19 protein-coding genes are annotated in these 17,751 nt (G+C 39.7%); 17 read left to right on the top strand and 2 right to left on the bottom strand.

Features of this window, described 5'->3' with window-relative positions; all coding sequences use genetic code 11:
- Positions 1–94 precede the first annotated feature (94 nt).
- From ACOB80_RS07745 to ACOB80_RS07730, 4 genes are all read left to right on the top strand, one after another.
- Entirely contained in the window at positions 95–442 is a 348-nt protein-coding gene (locus ACOB80_RS07745) for a 5-carboxymethyl-2-hydroxymuconate Delta-isomerase (RefSeq protein ID WP_473165234.1), read from the top strand.
- A 589-nt stretch (positions 443–1,031) separates the two neighbouring features.
- Positions 1,032–2,114 (top strand): ribosome small subunit-dependent GTPase A, encoded by a 1,083-nt coding sequence (rsgA, locus tag ACOB80_RS07740; protein ID WP_473165233.1) that lies wholly within the window; start codon positions 1,032–1,034, stop codon positions 2,112–2,114.
- Between the two features lie 149 nt (positions 2,115–2,263).
- Positions 2,264–2,683 carry a hypothetical protein gene (locus tag ACOB80_RS07735; protein WP_473165232.1) on the top strand — a complete coding sequence of 140 codons (420 nt, stop codon included), beginning with the start codon at positions 2,264–2,266 and terminating at the stop codon, positions 2,681–2,683.
- A 13-nt stretch (positions 2,684–2,696) separates the two neighbouring features.
- Positions 2,697–3,086, top strand: a complete 390-nt coding sequence (locus ACOB80_RS07730) for a nuclear transport factor 2 family protein (protein WP_473165231.1) — start codon at positions 2,697–2,699, stop codon at positions 3,084–3,086.
- Between the two features lie 260 nt (positions 3,087–3,346).
- Here ACOB80_RS07730 and ACOB80_RS07725 read toward each other — a convergent pair whose 3' ends face one another.
- Entirely contained in the window at positions 3,347–3,730 is a 384-nt protein-coding gene (locus ACOB80_RS07725) for a GtrA family protein (RefSeq protein WP_473165230.1), read from the bottom strand.
- A 130-nt stretch (positions 3,731–3,860) separates the two neighbouring features.
- Here ACOB80_RS07725 and ACOB80_RS07720 point away from each other — a divergent pair, with 130 nt between their 5' ends.
- The 8 genes from ACOB80_RS07720 to ACOB80_RS07685 all read left to right on the top strand — a co-directional run bounded on the left by ACOB80_RS07720 (position 3,861) and on the right by ACOB80_RS07685 (position 12,530).
- Entirely contained in the window at positions 3,861–4,862 is a 1,002-nt protein-coding gene (locus tag ACOB80_RS07720) for a glycosyltransferase family 2 protein (protein ID WP_473165229.1), read from the top strand.
- Positions 4,855–6,255 (top strand): ArnT family glycosyltransferase, encoded by a 1,401-nt coding sequence (locus ACOB80_RS07715; RefSeq protein WP_473165228.1) that lies wholly within the window; start codon positions 4,855–4,857, stop codon positions 6,253–6,255. Before ACOB80_RS07720 ends, ACOB80_RS07715 begins: the two co-directional genes overlap by 8 nt.
- A gap of 31 nt (positions 6,256–6,286) precedes the next feature.
- Positions 6,287–6,970 (top strand): response regulator transcription factor, encoded by a 684-nt coding sequence (locus tag ACOB80_RS07710; RefSeq protein WP_473165227.1) that lies wholly within the window; start codon positions 6,287–6,289, stop codon positions 6,968–6,970.
- Entirely contained in the window at positions 6,954–8,210 is a 1,257-nt protein-coding gene (locus ACOB80_RS07705; RefSeq protein WP_473165226.1) for a sensor histidine kinase, read from the top strand. Before ACOB80_RS07710 ends, ACOB80_RS07705 begins: the two co-directional genes overlap by 17 nt.
- A 158-nt stretch (positions 8,211–8,368) precedes the next feature.
- Positions 8,369–9,349, top strand: coding sequence for a phenylalanine--tRNA ligase subunit alpha (gene pheS, locus ACOB80_RS07700; RefSeq protein ID WP_473165225.1), 981 nt, complete (start codon positions 8,369–8,371; stop codon positions 9,347–9,349).
- An 11-nt stretch (positions 9,350–9,360) separates the two neighbouring features.
- Positions 9,361–11,760 carry a phenylalanine--tRNA ligase subunit beta gene (gene pheT, locus ACOB80_RS07695; RefSeq protein WP_473165224.1) on the top strand — a complete coding sequence of 800 codons (2,400 nt, stop codon included), beginning with the start codon at positions 9,361–9,363 and terminating at the stop codon, positions 11,758–11,760.
- Positions 11,761–11,763: 3 nt separating this feature from the next.
- The gene (locus ACOB80_RS07690) at positions 11,764–12,054 is read left to right on the top strand and encodes an integration host factor subunit alpha (protein WP_473165223.1); all 291 of its coding nucleotides are present in this window, start codon (positions 11,764–11,766) and stop codon (positions 12,052–12,054) included.
- Positions 12,055–12,110: 56 nt separating this feature from the next.
- Positions 12,111–12,530, top strand: a complete 420-nt coding sequence (locus tag ACOB80_RS07685; protein ID WP_473165222.1) for a DUF1801 domain-containing protein — start codon at positions 12,111–12,113, stop codon at positions 12,528–12,530.
- Between the two features lie 32 nt (positions 12,531–12,562).
- On the opposite strand, the gene ACOB80_RS07680 is transcribed toward ACOB80_RS07685, so the two are convergent.
- The gene (locus tag ACOB80_RS07680; protein ID WP_473165221.1) at positions 12,563–13,099 is read right to left on the bottom strand and encodes a DUF2937 family protein; all 537 of its coding nucleotides are present in this window, start codon (positions 13,097–13,099) and stop codon (positions 12,563–12,565) included.
- A gap of 121 nt (positions 13,100–13,220) precedes the next feature.
- Between ACOB80_RS07680 and ACOB80_RS07675 the strand changes: the two genes are divergently transcribed.
- From ACOB80_RS07675 to ACOB80_RS07655, 5 genes are all read left to right on the top strand, one after another.
- Positions 13,221–15,008, top strand: a complete 1,788-nt coding sequence (locus tag ACOB80_RS07675) for an ABCB family ABC transporter ATP-binding protein/permease (RefSeq protein WP_473165220.1) — start codon at positions 13,221–13,223, stop codon at positions 15,006–15,008.
- 32 nt (positions 15,009–15,040) lie between these two features.
- On the top strand, positions 15,041–15,595 hold the full coding sequence (locus ACOB80_RS07670) for a DUF1415 domain-containing protein (protein WP_473165219.1): 555 nt from the start codon (positions 15,041–15,043) through the stop codon (positions 15,593–15,595).
- 99 nt (positions 15,596–15,694) lie between these two features.
- Positions 15,695–16,483, top strand: coding sequence for a hypothetical protein (locus tag ACOB80_RS07665; RefSeq protein ID WP_473165218.1), 789 nt, complete (start codon positions 15,695–15,697; stop codon positions 16,481–16,483).
- A gap of 18 nt (positions 16,484–16,501) precedes the next feature.
- Positions 16,502–17,347: a glucosaminidase domain-containing protein gene (locus ACOB80_RS07660; RefSeq protein ID WP_473165217.1), complete on the top strand. Its 846-nt coding sequence runs from the start codon at positions 16,502–16,504 to the stop codon at positions 17,345–17,347.
- A 188-nt stretch (positions 17,348–17,535) separates the two neighbouring features.
- Complete coding sequence (locus tag ACOB80_RS07655; protein ID WP_473165216.1) at positions 17,536–17,673, top strand: hypothetical protein; 138 nt, start codon at positions 17,536–17,538, stop codon at positions 17,671–17,673.
- Positions 17,674–17,751 lie beyond the last annotated feature (78 nt).

Below are 17,751 nucleotides of genomic sequence, written 5' to 3'. Positions count from 1 at the left end.
AAGCTCGGCTATCGCCGAGCTTTTTTGTTTTCTGCGATCAAATTTAAGTACGAATAGGTTGAAATAAAACCTATAAGAAAAAGGATAATGTTACATGCCACATTGTGTAATCGAACATGCCAAAGATGTGTCACCTGAGCCTATTTTAAAGGCGGTTTTTGATGGTACTTTAGCGTCGAATCTATTTAATGAAGGCGGCAAAGATATAAAAGTAAGAGCTGTGCCAGTTGAACATTTTGTTTCAGGAGGAGAAGAAAAGCGTTTTGTTCACGTTGCGTTAAAAATTCTTTCGGGAAGAACCTTAGAACAAAAGCAGGCTTTGTCTAATGAAGTCTTAAACCAATTAAAAGCGTTACCATTATCGGATATCTCGTTAACCGTCGAGGTTATTGATATAGATCGCGAAAGCTACGCTAAAGAAGTCGTGATAACAAACGGCTAATGGTAAACGCAGGTATCGCTAAAGTGCTCTTAGTAACGACAATAGGGCACTAAATATCGTTTTAAATACTTGTTCCATAAAAACTGATGACTTGTTCTAGTTGTTCTCTATCTTAATAAAAGCAATGTAAAGAATACGTAAAGGAGAGTAAAACCTAGGTAAAGTTGCCAAATAATAGGCCTGAAATTACCTGCAGTTTTGTCGCAAGTTGAATGAGCTAGTAGAGGGCGTTAACAAATTGTCACCATATACCAGTGGCCAATTGTGACTTCCGTGTTACACTAAACACTGATTTTTAAAGAAAACAGATACCGACAGGAGAAATTGATGATTGTATTAACTAACCACACTGGGCTTACTGCATAAGTGGAATGAGTTAATTCATATTAAGAATTTTCAAAAAGAACATAATTTTTTAATTTATAGAACGCCTAGCTGCTAACGCTAACGTTTAAACTCTTCCTTTCGTCAGTACCGGTGTGTATTCCTTAAACACAAACCGGGGCTAATGCTTTTCATTACCCTAAATTTAATTAGCAGGTTACCTGCAATAACACTGAACGCTTGATTCAGTGACTAGGGAATAACAATGAATACAACATATTCAAACACAAACATAAATACAGTAGCTTTGTCGCCAATCTCGTTAAGTCAGCTTGGTTGGAAAGGTTTTTTTCAGCAGCAACTAACGCTGGATGAACTGGACGGAACTGCTATTGGCAGAGTTATCGCTCATCATCGGAGCGGCTACCAGGTTCAGCTAGAAACGGAGAAAATTCATTTAGCTATCACTAAAAACCTCCCTTCACTCACAGTGGGTGATTGGCTTTTACTAGATGAAAACAATCAATTTGTTAGGTATTTAGAGCGAAGTTCGTTACTTTCAAGAAAGGCGGCTGGCAGTAAAGTTGAAGAGCAGTTAATCGCTGCAAATATCGACACTATGTTTATCGTATGTTCGTTAAATGATGATTTTAATTTAAATCGAATCGAACGCTACTTAGCTATTGCTAACGAAGCGAAAATAGAGGCAGTGATTGTGCTTAGCAAGTGCGACCTTGTCGATGAGTTTCAACAACAATTGGAGCAAGTACAAAAGCTCGATCCTTATTTACCTGTTTTTGCCGTAAATACGATGGATTCAACCAGTATTGAACCTTTAAAAGCATGGTGCAAGCAGGGCAATACACTGACTTTTCTTGGTTCTTCAGGTGTGGGTAAATCTACATTGGTCAATACTTTATTGGGGGATACAGTGCAATTAACGTCGGGTATACGTGAAGATGACTCAAAAGGGCGGCATACAACAACCTCTCGTTCTTTACACTTTATGCCAAACGGCACGTTATTGCTTGATACCCCAGGTATGAGAGAGCTGCAGTTAGCTGATTGCGCTGAGGGAGTTGAACAAACTTTTGCCGAAGTGGAGTTTTTGATTTCGCAATGTCGATTTAACAACTGCTCTCATCAAAATGAGCCTGGTTGTGCTATTCGAGCGGCTCTTGAGGTAGGTGAGTTAGAGCAACGCAGGTTTGACAACTTTCTTAAATTGAAAGCTGAACAATTTAGAAATAGTGCTTCGCTGCAAGAAAAAAGAGCAAAAGACAAAGCGCTGTCTAAAATGTACAAGGATGTGCAGTCTGGCGCGCGAATGCAAAAGAAAGGCTATTAATCAGTAAGTTAACAAAGGCGATTCGAAACATTTTGTGACGTATCGCCTTATCCTTTTTATTGACTTTAACATCAAAACTCCATTAATTATAAGTAGTCGATAAAATGTATTGCTGTTAATTCTACGTGGGCGAAAAAGGATGTAAACGATTGGATATTTTTAAAAAAGCATGGCATCTAGCCAAATTTCCTGTCGTTGTTGCTTTATTAATTACGCCGATTAGGTTTGGACTTGAACTGGCAGGCGTGCCAGATTACCTTGTGTTTCCTATAGGTCTTTTATGGTGGTCCCTTGCTGTTTCGGTTTATTGGGCAACGAAACATTACTCATATCCTTCACCACATAAACTGCTGCTATTGAGCTTACTTATTTTAGCGTTAATTTCACGGATTCCCGTGTTTATTTTGTGGTGGATCACCAAAACGTGGCATATCGGCACTCATTACGATATTTTTGATAATTGGATCCAAGCGTTTGTCGGGCAATTTTTTTGGGGGCCGATTATTCAAGTGATACCCAGTATGATAATTGTCAGTATAGTCATTGCCGTTAAACGCAATAAAAACTAGCAGAGATAAACTTATGACTGATATACAAGAACTAAGCGCTTTGATTGTTTCTTTGGAAAAAGCACTATTTTCGCAAGAAGTACGATTATCATCTGAGAAGCTAGACCAGCTTATTGCTGATGACTTTCAAGAAATTGGCGCTAGTGGTTATCGGTTTGGTAAAAAAGAGGTACTTGAGCGTTTGCCTCTCGAGGTTCCGCCGAAAATTAGTGCATCGCAATTCGAATTAAAACAACTTGCTCCCAATTGTGCCCAGCTATTATATCGTTCAAAAATGTTAAAGCATGGTGAGCACGCTGCTCATTATTCACAGCGATGTTCGTTATGGCAAAAGAATGATAACCACTGGCAAATGGTGTTTCATCAAGGCACACCCTGCGGAAATTTCGAAAAGTGTAGCTAGGGCGTGTTGATCTTTCGAGGCTATTTTTGCAGCAATTTATGATGTTTTTATACAAGACAGAGCTTATGTCATGTGGTTATTCCACCTAAATAAGCGATAACGCAGTAGAAAGGCATGATAAATGCTGTCCTCTGGATTCGTTTAAATGCATTTTCTCATTGTTACTTGTTTTGTGCGCAGAATAACTATGCGTATCACAAGTGCCGCGACAAAAATGCATTTAATTCGAACAAAATTTAACCCTGAAAGATCAACACGCCCTAGTTAGCCACTGCTATGTTTTTACTTGAGCGTTTAAAGGTAAAATATTTTCCCACCAAAAAGTTGAGTATGGTCGCTACAGCAATACCTAAGATCAAGCTTAAATTTATGCCAATGGTTGCATAACTTAAGTAAAAAATCGCTAAGCTTAATGCCCCCGTTACATGACAAACGCTGAAGTGTTTTAGCCATTGGTAGAATGCTGACCCTGTTAATACCTTAAAAGAAACATGGCGATGACCATACCAAGTAACGCTAGCAGCACACCAAAACGCGAGTATACGAGCAAACGTCACATCAAGCGCAAAGAATATTAATATATTGAAGGTAAGAATATCGACAATAAAACCACACCCACCCACCAATGCAAATCTTGAGACCATAAAATTGTAAAAGGTTAAACTTAGGTGATTTAAGTTAACAAACTAAATGTCTCAAAAATGTCTAATTAGGGTGACATTTGATAGACATCGCTCATGCCACAATTATCCAAAATCTAGTATTGGAGTGGTTATGAAACTAGCCTTGTTTAACAAAGAGTCTCGTCCTTTGGTAACTATCATTGTTCCCGTATATAACGAACAAGAAGTGCTAAACCTTTTTCACCAAAGGCTTGAAAGTGCAACATCCATGATTACTGAAGTTGATTTTGAAGTGCTCTATATCAACGATGGAAGTAAAGATAGCTCTTGGCAGTTAATGCAAAGCTTGTTACCTCAGCCAAATCTTACCGTAAGAAACGTTAACCTTAGTCGAAATTTTGGTAAAGAAGCTGCCATGACTGCCGGCTTTGACCTTGCTCATGGGGATGCCGCTATTTTACTTGATGCTGATTTACAAGATCCGCCAGAACTTATTAGTGAGATGATTGATTGCTGGCAGCAAGGGGTAGACGTAGTAAACATGAAGCGAAAAGCTAGGCATGGCGAATCAGCATTTAAAAAAGGCTCTGCAAAAATTTATTATCGATTACTCAGCTGGTTAGCTGATAGCCCAGTGGAAGAAAATGTTGGTGACTTTCGCTTACTTTCGCGTGACGTAATTGAGCAAATCAGGCAAATGCCAGAGAAAAATCGGTATATGAAAGGCTTAATGTCTTGGCCTGGTTTTGTACAAAAAACCTTGCTATTTGACCGTCCAGAACGAGCTGCTGGCGAAACAAAGTGGAATTTTTGGCAACTGGTTAAATTAGGTTTGAGTGGTATCACTGCGTTTAGTGTAAAGCCATTGCGCATCGCGATTTGGAGCGGTCTGTTATTATCAACCATTGCCTTTGTTTACGGTATGGTAATTCTAAGCAAAACGCTAATATTTGGTGAGAGCGTTGCAGGATATCCATCATTGATGCTTGTTCAACTTGTTTTAGGCGGTGTCCAATTACTGGCTATCGGTGTTATGGGCGAATATATCGGTCGAATTTTTACCGAAACAAAACAGCGTCCGACCTATATTGTGATGGAAGAGAAAACCGCTAAAATTTCAAGTGATGTTGTCAAGGTAAGGCAACATGGTTAGAAAGTTAAGTTACCAGCAAAAACTGCTATTTATTGTTATCAGCATTGTTGCTGTACGCCTAGTTTCATTGGCGCTTTATCCACTATATGACACGACTGAAGCTCGCTATGGTGAAATCGCTCGTATCATGTATGAAACAGGGAATTGGCTAACCCCCCATTTTAACTATGAGTTACCTTTTTGGGGAAAGCCCCCGTTACATACATGGATCACTGCTGCTGGTTTTAGTTTATTTGGCGAATCTGAATTTTCCGGAAGGCTGCCACACCTGCTTGCAGGTGTTCTTACTTTATTGATTTTTTTCAAGTTTTCTCAAAAATTTTTGAGTGAAAAGCAAGCCATTTTATCGGTGGTCGTGTTAGCCAGTTGTTTAGGTTTTATTATCGCGTCAGGGATGATAATGACCGACACTTTACTGTTATTAAGTATGACATTAGCCATGACAAGTATCTGGCAATTTAGCCAAGGAGATAAGCTAGCAGGTTATCTGTTTTTCGTCGCTTTAAGTATAGGGTTGTTGGCAAAGGGACCAGTTGCCGTTGTTTTAGTGGGGATTGCAGTTTTTATCTGGTCTGTAGTAACGAAACAGATTTTTGAGTTAATAAAAACATTACCTTGGTTTTCTGGGATAATCATTCTAAGTGTTATCGCCTTACCTTGGTACATTCTCGCAGAACAAGCAACGCCAGGCTTTGTCGAATATTTTATCTTAGGTGAGCACTTTTACCGCTTTGTTGAACCCGGGTGGCAAGGGGATTTATATGGAACTGCCCATACAGAACCAAAAGGGAAGATTTGGCTTTATTGGTTAGCAGCAGCTTTTCCATGGTCATTTGTTTTGTTGGCGTCGCTATTTCGTGTTACCAAGACGCGTCGGGTGTTAACTCAACAGCGGAATAAATTTTGGTTTGCGTTAAGTTGGATGGTAAGTCCAATGATCTTATTTACTATGGCGGGTAATATTTTGCCTATATACGTATTACCAGGCTTTGGCGGGCTAGCCCTGTTAATTTGTTTATTTTACCAAGGTGAAAGCAGAGTTGGTTTTGTCAGTGTAGTCACGCTTCTAGTGCTAATTCTTGCCATTGTTTATATCGCGTCCGGCAGTTGGTCGAAAGTTTCAGAAAAAGACACGTTAGCTGCAATTAAAAGCCAACCTGATGTTCCTATTGTTTATTGGCAAAAGTTGCCATTCTCTGCGCAGTTTTACAGCCAAGGCCGAGCGCAAAAAGTTGATTCTTTGCTGGAACTCAATAAAGTAAAGAGAACCGCTAACAAAATGTTTTTGATCGTTGGTCTAAAAGAACGACAAAGTATATCGTCATTTACTGCTCAAGACTGTCATGAAGTGAGTAAGAATAGAAAGCGGGTACTATTTGAATGTCAGTATTAGGCCTAAACCTGTGCTTTATCAAGAGGTATAAGTGAAGTTACTTTTAATTGAAGATACAACAGAAGTAGCCCAAGTTATTTATGATTACTTTGAGGGATCCAATGTTGAACTAGATCATGCTGCCAATGGTACTTTGGGCCTTCAGTTAGCATTAACCGGAGAATTCGACTGTATCATTTTAGATATCATGCTTCCTGGCATTGACGGTATTACCTTATGCGATTTAGTGAGAGCAAAAGGGGTAACAACCCCCATTATTATGCTAACAGCACGAGATACAAATCACGATATGTTAACCGGTCTTAGAACTGGAGCTGATGACTATATTGTTAAGCCTTTTGATCTAGAACTATTAGAAGCCCGGATAGAGGCGGTATTACGACGCAGTCAAGCGAATTTCGCTGACGGTCAGCTAACATGTGGTAGCTTAGTCTTAAACAGCAAAACCTATGAAGTGACCCGAGAGGGAAAGCCCATTTCGCTAAATAACAGTTGTTTTAGTATTCTTAAGTGTTTAATGGAAAACTTCCCCAATATGGTATCGCGTCAAGCGATGGAAGAAGAACTTTGGCCTGATGACCCGCCAGATGATGATGTTTTGCGTAAACACGTCTATCAATTAAGAACCAAGCTGGATAAGCCTTTTGAGTTTGACATGCTTAAAACCGTGCCTAAAAAAGGCTACAAACTGGTAGTAGATGATGAAACAACCTAAATCGTTAGCACGTTTAGTCGCTTCTGTTTATTTTCTTTGCATTACTTTTTTGTTGATTTTTTACGGCATAACTATTGTGAGTACCGTACTTTATTCTGAAGATAGAAGTACCAGTAATCGTATGATGATAGTGGCGCCTGAGCATATAAAAATATTTCAGCTCGGTGCAAAAGGCGAAATAGATGTAGATCCTTTGACTAAAGTTTACGACGACTATGCGTTGTTACCTGACGCTGTCCACGAAATTATTAGTGCTGATTGGCGAGGGGTAACTACACATCATGCTGAAAACGACAAAGAATATGTTATTTTTGCTGAAGATTTAACCTTGGCCGATGGTCAATCTATCGTTGCATATGTTGTTGAAGACACCACTGAAATCGAGTGGAATGATGATGAGTTTACCTATTTGTTTTTAAGCCTGACCTTATTAGCGTTAGTGTTCAGTCTTATCATGGCTCGATTAATCCTCAACAGAATTTCTCGAATTTCTGTTCCCTTAGCGTCTTTGTCGGCAAGGCTTCAGTCAATGTCTCCAGATAATTTCGATGAGATTAATCTTGGCGACATTGAATCTAAAGAGTTACAACAAACTCTAGATGCTATCAATCAATACCGAAAAAACATAGAACAGTTAATTGCCCGAGAGAAGTCGTTTACTCGTTACGTAAGCCATGAAATAAGAACGCCACTTATGGTTATTCGTGGCAGTTTAAGTGTGTTAAAGAAGCAATCTATTGAAACAAATAAACAACATCAACAAATTGCTAACGCCGTAGAACAGTTAGAACAATTAACAAGTACATTTTTATTACTTGCTCGAGAGCAAACTGACGATAATGGCAGTGTTGACGTTTCAGAGTCGTTGATTAGCGATATCGCCACAGGAATTGACTTAAAGGCACAAGGAAATCAATGTGAGGTATCTTATGAGCTTCAGGGGCATTTTTCATTGAATGCTGAGCCATTGCTATTGAGGGCAGTGATTGAAAACATTTTAATCAATGCGGTTAACAGTAGTATTGGCGGAAAAGTAACATGTTCAGTTACTTCCGAGGGTATTCAAGTGACTGACAACGGTGTCGGGTTAAATAATCAGTCTAGAGGCTACGAAGGTTTTGGCATTGGCCTTTTAATTGTTAAAGATGTTTGTCAAAAGTACGGATGGCAATTTAGCCTAGAAGACAACAAAAAAGCGGGTATATCTGACTCTGGGTGCACCGCCAAAATTCAATTTTAACCACTCAAAAACAACAGATTTAGACCATTTTGTTAAATCTGTTGTTTTTACTACATTTCTACTTATATTTTGTGTAGAATCTTACCCCATTTTTAAAATCACCATAAGTCTAGTCAAAGCACGTTTTACGATGCTTTAGCGCTGTTTCAGAGGAACTCATGAACTTAGACGATATTATTTTGCAAGCAGAGCAAGCGATAGCTGCTGCAACCGATCCTGCTGAGCTGGATCAAGTTCGCGTGAGCTTTTTAGGTAAGAAAGGTCAATTTACCGAGTTAATGAAAGGTTTAAGCCAATTACCAAAAGAAGAAAAGCCGAAAGCGGGCCAAGTTATTAACCAGGCAAAACAACAAGTACAAAAGTTGTTAAACGAGCGTGGTGAATTTCTTCGCAACGAAGAGTTAAATAAGAAACTAGCAGCAGAAACAATTGATGTAACATTGCCAGGTCGTGGCGATGAAATCGGTGGTCTTCATCCGGTATCACGCACAATTGAGCGCATTGAAAGCTTTTTTGGTGATTTAGGCTTTTCAGTTAAGCAAGGCCCAGAAGTTGAAGATGATTTTCACAACTTTGATGCGTTAAACATTCCTGAGCATCATCCAGCAAGACAAGATCACGATACTTTCTACTTCAACCCGAAGTTAGTATTGAGAACGCAAACTTCTGGAGTACAAATTCGTACGATGGAAGCGGAAAAACCACCATTGAGAATTATCTCTCCAGGTAAGGTTTATCGTAACGATTATGATCAAACGCATACACCAATGTTCCACCAAGTAGAAGGCTTGATGGTAGACAAGAACGTATCTTTTACCCACCTAAAAGGTATTTTGCACGACTTCTTACATCACTTTTTTGAAGAAGACTTAGAAATTCGTTTCCGCCCATCATATTTCCCATTCACTGAACCTTCAGCAGAAGTAGATGTGATGGGTAAAAACGGTAAATGGTTAGAAGTATTAGGTTGTGGCATGGTTCACCCTAATGTCCTTAGAGCTGTAGGAATCGACCCAGAAGAGTACACGGGGTTTGCCTTTGGTATGGGGGTCGAGCGCTTAACTATGTTGCGTTATGGCGTGAACGATTTACGTGCATTTTTCGAAAACGATCTTCGATTCTTGAAACAATTTAAGTAGGACAACTCAACATGAAATTTAGTGAATCTTGGTTACGTGAGTGGGTTAATCCTGCCAATTCGTCTGAAGAATTAGCACATCAAATTACGATGGCTGGCTTAGAGGTTGACGGTGTTGACCCTGTCGCTGGTGAGTTTTCTGGTGTAGTTGTGGGTGAAGTTGTTGAATGTGGACAACACCCAGATGCAGACAAATTACAAGTAACAAAAATCAATGTTGGTTCAGCATCTGAAGATGGTGAACTTTTAGATATCGTATGTGGTGCCGCTAACTGTCGCTTAGGTCTAAAGGTTGCGGTTGCTATGGTAGGTGCTGTACTTCCTGGTAACTTTAAAATTAAGAAAGCGAAATTACGCGGTCAGCCGTCTTTCGGGATGCTTTGTAGTGAGTCAGAGTTAGGCTTAGCTGAATCTGCAGATGGTATTATTGAATTGCCATTAGACGCACCAATTGGCACCGATATTCGTGAATATTTAGATCTTAACGATGTAACTATCGATGTAGATTTAACAGCAAACCGTGGCGATTGTTTAGGCCTTAAGGGCTTAGCGCGTGAAGTGGGTGTTTTAAATAGTTTAGAAGTTAACGAGCCTGCAATTACAGCAGTGGCTCCTTCTATTGATGAAACATGTGATATTACTTTGTCTTCTCCTGAAGCATGTCCTCGTTATTTAGGTCGTGTGATTAAGAATATTAATGTCAAAGCGCAAACTCCGTTGTGGATGGTTGAGAAACTTAGACGTTGTGGTGTTCGCTCTATTGACCCTGTGGTTGACGTTACAAACTACGTGCTTTTAGAGCAAGGCCACCCAATGCATGCATTCGATTTGTCAGCAATTGATGGCAATATTAATGTTCGTTTTGCTAACAAAGAAGAAAAGCTAGTACTTCTTGATGAAAATGAAGTGACATTAAGTGAAGAAACACTGGTTATTGCAGACGACAACAAAGCGTTAGCAATGGCGGGTATTTTTGGTGGTTTACACTCAGGTGTTACACAGTCTTCAACTGATATCTTCTTAGAAAGTGCATTTTTCGCTCCTCTTGCGATTTTAGGCAAAGCACGTCAATACGGCTTGCACACAGATGCGTCACATCGCTACGAGCGCGGCGTTGACCCACAATTGCAACGCGATGCTATGGAAAGAGCAACTCAGTTATTACTTGATATTGTAGGTGGTGAAGCAGGTCCTATCGTTGAAGCGGTTTCTGAAGAACACATTCCGGCAACGAAAGAAGTAACTTTGCGTCGCAATAAGCTTGATGGTCGCATTGGGTACCACATTGAAGATGCCAAAGTGACTGAAATCTTAGAGCGCTTAGGATTTGATGTTCAGTTTGAAAATGACGTTTGGACTGCGCAAATTCCAGCGTACCGTTTCGATATTTCGATTGAAGAAGATTTAACGGAAGAAGTAGCACGCGTATTTGGTTACAACAATATTCCAAATGTATCACCAACAGCTACTTTGACTATGCGTGAGCAAAAGGAAGCGAATCTTCCGCTTAAACGCCTTAAGCAGACTTTAGTTGCTCGTGGCTATCAAGAAGCGATTACGTATAGTTTTGTTGACCCGAAAGTTCAACAGATCTTGCACCCTGAACAAGAAGTGATGGTGCTTCCACACCCGATCTCTTCTGAAATGTCAGTAATGCGCGTAAGTCTATTTACAGGCTTATTACAATCAGCGGTTTACAACCAAAATCGTCAACAATCTCGAGTGCGTTTGTTCGAAACAGGCCTTAGGTTTATCCCTGACAATAGCGCTGAGAATGGTGTTCGTCAGCAAGCTATGTTTGCTGGTGTTATCACTGGTGGTCGTCATGCTGAGCACTGGGATTTGGAAAAAGCGACGGTTGACTTCTTTGATATTAAAGCTGATGTTGAAGCGTTATTACAACGTACCGCAGCAGCTAGTGAATATCGTTTTGAGCAAGCAACACACAGTGCAATGCACCCAGGTCAAACTGCTGCAATTTACCGTGGTGAGACTCTGGTGGGTTACCTTGGTACCTTACATCCTGAAATTGAAAGAAAACTTGGCCTAAATGGTCGTACGGTTTTATTTGAATTAACTTTGGCGGAAATTTCAGCACTTGAAATTCCTACAGCCTCAGATATTTCGCGCTTTCCAGCCAATAGACGCGATATTGCTGTTATCGTTGAAGAATCAGTTGAAGCAAAAAAAGTGTTACAACTCATTGAAAATGTTGGCGGAAATTATTTAGTTGATCTAAACTTGTTCGATGTATACCGAGGCAATGGCATTGAAAACGGTTACAAGAGTTTGGCCATTGCGTTAACGCTACAAGATAATGACAAGACGCTTGAAGAAAAAGATATCTCCGACGTTGTTAATCGTGTAGTTGAATCGTTAAAAGATGAACTTAATGCATCACTGAGGGATTAAGCAATGGCGCTAACCAAAGCAGAAGTAGCAGAACATTTATTTGAAAAAGTTGGCCTAAGTAAACGTGACGCGAAAGATATTGTCGAAGAGTTTTTCGAAGAAATTCGTGAAACTTTAGAATCCGGTGAGCAGGTGAAACTGTCGGGCTTCGGTAATTTTGATCTACGCGAAAAAAGTGAACGCCCAGGTCGTAACCCTAAAACAGGTGAAGATATTCCTATCTCTGCTCGTAAAGTGGTTACGTTTAGACCAGGTCAAAAACTTAAAAGTCGCGTCGAAGACGGCAACGGTTAGTTAGCTAACAAAGAAAAGGTTATTTCGATAGCCTTTTCTTGTTACCAGCAAAAATCGTGAGCGATTTAAAAACGACGCCCAATTCTGGTGACGTCGAGGCTTTCCTCAAAAGTGTTGAAAATGAAACGCGTCGTAACGACGCGTTTATGCTTTTAGACTTATTCAAAAATATCACACAATGTGAACCACAAATGTGGGGGTCATCAATTGTTGGATTTGATCGCTATAGTTACCGAAATAGCAAAGGCAAAGAACAGCAATGGATGATAACCGGCTTCTCTCCACGCAAACAATCGATGACCTTATATATTATGCAAGGGTTTGATGGTTACGAAGCGCATCTTGCGAAATTGGGTAAAGTGAAAATCTCCAAATCTTGCTTATACATCAATCGACTAAGTGATATCGATATGAGCGCACTAAATTCCTTTCTAACAATGACTGTTGCTGACATGCGAGAAAAATACCCAGTTTAAAATACTGGCTAATATCATTATTAAAGCGATTGTTATTCCTTTATCAAGTCGATATTGTCTCGACCATGATTTCGCTTGAATATTTTGCCGATTAAGGTGTTGAAAAGGTAAAACAAAATACTGATTAAGACGGCAAAACATGCGCCTGTTACAAGAGACTCCATTGTTAGTGGAATTGACATCTTAAAGTCGGCTAGTGTTTGCTGCGCAATTGATTTATCTGAGTAAAGCGCTAAATGCTGAACTTGGGTTATATAATCTGGTACGGTGATTTGGCTAATTAGAGAATAGAGGTAATCAACTCTCTCTACTAGCTGTTGGACGATATGGCCGGTTTCGTTAATAGCTGCTACGTCACTTTGTTGATAAGTTTCGATAAGTTTGGTGATGTCTCCATTAAAATGAGCCTGAGCGAGCTGTTCATACATGGCCAAGTTAGCTTTTGCTTCCTCATAGTGACCAGCGAGTCGTTGGCTATAAGCGTAAATAAAGGCAGGAAGTTGGACGCCGATAATAAATGCAGCGGTGAACAAACAGCGGTCGATGGTATTTTTTAATAATGCCAGCACGTTACAACATTCCTAATTATTAATGAGTCTTTGCACTTAGCATATCAGTGAAATACTAGCTTGGCTTGTGTTTGTTGTAACAACTGGTTAAAGTGCCCAAAAGCCAAGTAAATAGATTAATATGCGTCGTTCCAGTACTACTCATCAAGAGCCAGAGAAATTTAATTGGCAGGTTTTCTCTTCACTTATTCCATACCTGTTGGAATTTAAAGGGCGTATCTCCTTAGCCATTGGATGTTTAATCGCAACTAAATTAGCCAGTGTCTATCTACCATTTGTTCTTAAAGACATAGTCGATACCTTGGACAAGCAATTAGAAAATAACGTATTACTTGTTCCTTTTGGCTTAGTAGCAGCCTATGGTGCTGTAAGGCTCTCTATCGTGCTGTTTGCAGAAATTAGAGATACCTTATTTGGTCGAGTAACAGAGCGGGCCATTAGACGTATTGGGTTATCAGTTTTCAAGCATCTTCATAGTTTAGAGTTAGACTTTCATTTAAATAGGCAAACAGGTGGTTTATCAAGAGACATAGATAGAGGCACGTCTGGCATTAACTTTTTGATGCGCTTTATGGTGTTTAATATTGTACCGACCTTGTTAGAAATTTGTTTGGTTATCGGTATTTTATGGTTTAACTACGGTATATGGTTCTCAGTATTAACAGCGGTATCAATTGCAAGTTATGTAGGTTACTCGGTGATTGCGACCGAGTGGCGTACTCGCTATGTTAGAGCTGCCAATAAAGCTGATTCTTCAAGTAACACAAGAGCAATTGATAGTTTACTTAACTACGAAACCGTTAAATATTTTACTAACGAAGAATATGAATCGAAGGCTTATGATGAGCAACTGGCTACTTGGGAAAAAGCTAAAATGCAAAACAGGTTATCTTTGTTTGCATTAAATGGCGGTCAGGCGGTAATTATTTCTATTTCGATGACTGCGATGCTTGGTTTGGCTGCCTACGAAGTCACGTATGGCAATATGACTTTGGGCGACTTTGTTTTAGTGAATGCCTTCATGATGCAGCTCTTTATGCCTCTTAATTTCCTTGGCTTTGTTTATCGTGAAATTAAAGGATCTTTAGCAAACATCGAGCAAATGTTTTCTCTGTTGAAAAAAGAGCCCCAAATTAAAGATCAACCAGGTGCTGAAGCGCTGCTAATGAAAGAGGGTAATATCAGCTTTAATAATGTCTATTTTTCTTACCATCAAGACCGCGCAATCTTACAAGGGTTGAATGTCAAGGTAAAAGCAGGGCAAAAAGTGGCAATTGTAGGCGAAAGTGGTTCTGGTAAATCAACCTTAGTCAAATTGCTATTTCGTTTCTACGATTGTTCAAGCGGTGCTATATCCATTGATGGACAAAACATTGCCAATGTGACGCAGCATTCACTTCGTCACAACATCGGTATCGTTCCACAGGATACTGTGTTGTTTAATGATTCTTTGTTAGAAAATATACGTTATGGCGACCCTGAAGCCTCAGATGAACAAGTAAATCAAGCCATCGAACTCGCTCATTTAAGTCGCTTTGTTGAGAGTTTACCTGACGGTGTTGATACCCAAGTTGGAGAGCGAGGTTTAAAACTTTCAGGCGGCGAGAAACAACGGGTAGCAATTGCACGGACTATATTGAAAAATCCAGCTATTTTGGTGTTTGATGAAGCGACATCTTCGTTAGATAGCCAAAGTGAACAAGCGATATTATCTGCTATCAAAGAAGTTTCACAAGGTAAAACAACCCTCGTTATTGCGCATCGTTTGTCAACTATTGTTGATGCAGACGTTATTGTCGTTATGGCAAAAGGTCAAGTGATAGAGCAGGGTAGCCATGACACTTTGATCGAAAAGCAGGGGCATTACAGCAAAATGTGGCGTCTGCAACAAAGCAGTTCGTCAGAATAAGATAACCTATTAAATATTCAAGAAGTATCTAAATGATAAGTAAAGAAAGTGCTATTGCACAGACTAAAGCGTGGCTAGAGCACGTTGTTATTGGTTTTAATTTTTGCCCTTTTGCGAAAAAAGAGTTTGTAAATAACACTATTGAATATTCCGTGATAGATACAAGCGACTTCACTCAATGTATTGATGGCGTTATTGAGCAGTTTGAGTTACTCGATAATAACAACCAGATCGAAACTAGCTTAGTTATCTTAGTTAATGGCTTTGACTCTTTTGAGCGATACTTAGACTTAGTGGATGAAGCACAATGGAAATTAGAAAGGTTGGGTTACCAAGGAAAGTATCAGTTAGCGAGCTTCCATCCAGATTATGTTTTTGAAGGTGAAGATCTTAATTCTGCTAGCCACTTCACTAATCGATCACCTTTACCAGTAATCCATGTAATACGTGAAGAGAGCATGGCTAAAGTATTGTCCGTGTATAAAGATCCTGAATCTATTCCTGAAAATAATATTGCTTTTGCCGAGGCCAAAGGTAGTGAATTTTTCGCAGAATTGTTACTTAATTTTAAGAAAAAGGCTGAGTAAACAGTCATATTTTTTTCCTATCTATAGCCGTTTAGGTATAATCGCTTTCAAGAATTATTGACAGTATATGTCAAACAATAACTATTGAAGGTTTGTTAAGTGGAAGAAAAATCAAAGTTGCAAGTAGGTGGCAGCATAGAAAAAGCGCTCAAAGGACAATATAGCATTAATGTCAGTGCGGTTCTGAAAGAGGCTTGGCAAACAAGTTTACACTCTAGAAAATCAATCAATTTAGGCTTGTTGTTTTGTCTAGCTATTAGTTTGGTGGTGGTATCTATTGGTGGTCATTATGCCGGTGGTATACAGGCTCTGATGACGCATGAACAATATGGGCCAGGTGTTAATTTAGCTTTAACCTTAGTTGTTTCACCATTTATTGTTGGCGTAGAGTTGATGGGTGTTTTTCATGCTGTTGGTATTAAAACCAAAGCAAGTATGGTGTGGAACTTCTTAAATAAAGCCGCGTTTGTCACCCTATGTGCGTTATTAACTTCTACTTTCACGTCGTTAGGCTTTGCCTTGCTAATTGTTCCTGGTGTTTATTTAGCGGTTGCTTTGTCCCTCGTATTACCTTTACTTGTGCTTAAGAATTTATCACCTCTTAAAGCAATTATCATTTCTTTACAAGCGACACGATTTCAGTGGCTTAACTTATTCTTAGTGTACTTTGTGCTAGTGTTAGCGCTTATCTTTACTTTGCTACCAGTTGTAGCTACACAAGGGCAACCTATAGGCATATTAGGGTTAGCTATTACTATTTTCTTACTCAGTTATTTAGCGCCCATGTTCTATAATGTAAAAGGAGTTCTTTACCGCGAAATCTTTGGCATGGAATTGAGTGTGGAAAAAGGTGAACACTCAACACATGATGGAAATTTTTTAGCGTAAAAGATTTAAAGGAATGTTATGCAAAAAGTGACTAAACGGAATGCGTTGCAAAAAACGTTTCAATATTCATTTGTTATTGTAATCGGTATTTTGTTTGTTGTGGCGCTGATCCGCCCGTTTACGCAAAAGACAGTGGATTCAGACGAATTGAAACGCAAGGAAGATCAAGTAATTCCAACTAAGCCAGACATAGAGAAGCCTCTTCATAACGTTGATTTACCTGATTTTGCCGCAATAAAAGATGTACGAGAAAAGAAAAAAGCTTTTTTCGCATTTCTACGTCCAGCAATAGAGCAAGAAAACCAGAAGCTGCTGTCTTTAAGGAAACAGTTAGTCGAATGGCAAGGCATGTTAGCGGCTGGTGATTCCTTATCTACGTCAGAACTGACTTCAGTTAAATCTATTGCTAAGCGATATAAAATTAATAGCAAAGCGGCACCTGATGTGTTACTTCAGCGAATGATTGACCAAATTGATATTGTTCCTCTTGAGCTGGTTTTAGTGCAAGCTGCGAATGAATCTGCTTGGGGAAGTTCTAGATTTGCGCGAATAGGATTAAACTTTTTTGGTATCTGGTGTTATCAAAAGGGCTGTGGCATGGTGCCTAGCGGTAGAGATGCAGGTCTAAAGCATGAGGTTGCCGCTTTTGACTCAGTTAATGAAGCTGTAGGTCATTATTTATATAACATCAATACTAATGGAGCATATAAAGCGCTGAGAGAGACGAGAAGACAGCTGCGAAAAGAAAACCTTCCGTTGGATTCAGCTATTATCGCAACCGGCTTACTGGCTTATTCAGAGCGTGGAAGCGACTATATTATTGAGATTACAGAGATGCTCAGGCATAACGCGAGATATTTTTAGTAACTAGCATCATTTTAGTGATAATAAAAAACCGCCATTAGGCGTTTTTTTTGATTGTCAGCTTTAAAGCACCTCCTATTTAGGTGGTGATCGTTAAGTTGGGGCTATGCCCGTAAAGAGCCTAGCTCCAAAAGAAATCCTTAAAGTTCTGGGAAGAGCCAGTTTTTTCTTCTCAATTGGTATGACGAATGCCCGTTCCCGTTGAAGCGATAACAGCAAATATTTTTAAGGCCGCCACGCCTGTCAGCCATGGATGGCTGACACTGACGCGCGGTTGGACGAGCATTCGTCAGGTAGGCATGACGGTTAAAATATTTGGTGTTTGACTTCGGTGAGTCGGGCGATGAGGGCGCCTACATGGACGTAGGTGGTAGAGCAACGCAGTAGCAGTTGCCGAAAAGTTA

It is taken from the genome of Thalassotalea coralli (genome assembly GCF_055786205.1).
This window is presented reverse-complemented; position numbering and strand designations above follow the sequence as displayed.

What these genes read in the sequence shown, in the direction of transcription:
- ACOB80_RS07745 (WP_473165234.1), top strand. Translation starts at nt 95, where the DNA reads ATGCCACATTGTGTAATCGAACATGCCAAAGATGTGTCACCTGAGCCT.
- rsgA (WP_473165233.1), top strand. Translation starts at nt 1,032, where the DNA reads ATGAATACAACATATTCAAACACAAACATAAATACAGTAGCTTTGTCG.
- ACOB80_RS07730 (WP_473165231.1), top strand. Translation starts at nt 2,697, where the DNA reads ATGACTGATATACAAGAACTAAGCGCTTTGATTGTTTCTTTGGAAAAA.
- ACOB80_RS07725 (WP_473165230.1), bottom strand. Translation starts at nt 3,730, where the DNA reads ATGGTCTCAAGATTTGCATTGGTGGGTGGGTGTGGTTTTATTGTCGAT.
- ACOB80_RS07720 (WP_473165229.1), top strand. Translation starts at nt 3,861, where the DNA reads ATGAAACTAGCCTTGTTTAACAAAGAGTCTCGTCCTTTGGTAACTATC.
- ACOB80_RS07715 (WP_473165228.1), top strand. Translation starts at nt 4,855, where the DNA reads ATGGTTAGAAAGTTAAGTTACCAGCAAAAACTGCTATTTATTGTTATC.
- ACOB80_RS07705 (WP_473165226.1), top strand. Translation starts at nt 6,954, where the DNA reads ATGATGAAACAACCTAAATCGTTAGCACGTTTAGTCGCTTCTGTTTAT.
- pheS (WP_473165225.1), top strand. Translation starts at nt 8,369, where the DNA reads ATGAACTTAGACGATATTATTTTGCAAGCAGAGCAAGCGATAGCTGCT.
- pheT (WP_473165224.1), top strand. Translation starts at nt 9,361, where the DNA reads ATGAAATTTAGTGAATCTTGGTTACGTGAGTGGGTTAATCCTGCCAAT.
- ACOB80_RS07690 (WP_473165223.1), top strand. Translation starts at nt 11,764, where the DNA reads ATGGCGCTAACCAAAGCAGAAGTAGCAGAACATTTATTTGAAAAAGTT.
- ACOB80_RS07675 (WP_473165220.1), top strand. Translation starts at nt 13,221, where the DNA reads ATGCGTCGTTCCAGTACTACTCATCAAGAGCCAGAGAAATTTAATTGG.
- ACOB80_RS07670 (WP_473165219.1), top strand. Translation starts at nt 15,041, where the DNA reads ATGATAAGTAAAGAAAGTGCTATTGCACAGACTAAAGCGTGGCTAGAG.
- ACOB80_RS07660 (WP_473165217.1), top strand. Translation starts at nt 16,502, where the DNA reads ATGCAAAAAGTGACTAAACGGAATGCGTTGCAAAAAACGTTTCAATAT.
- ACOB80_RS07655 (WP_473165216.1), top strand. Translation starts at nt 17,536, where the DNA reads ATGCCCGTTCCCGTTGAAGCGATAACAGCAAATATTTTTAAGGCCGCC.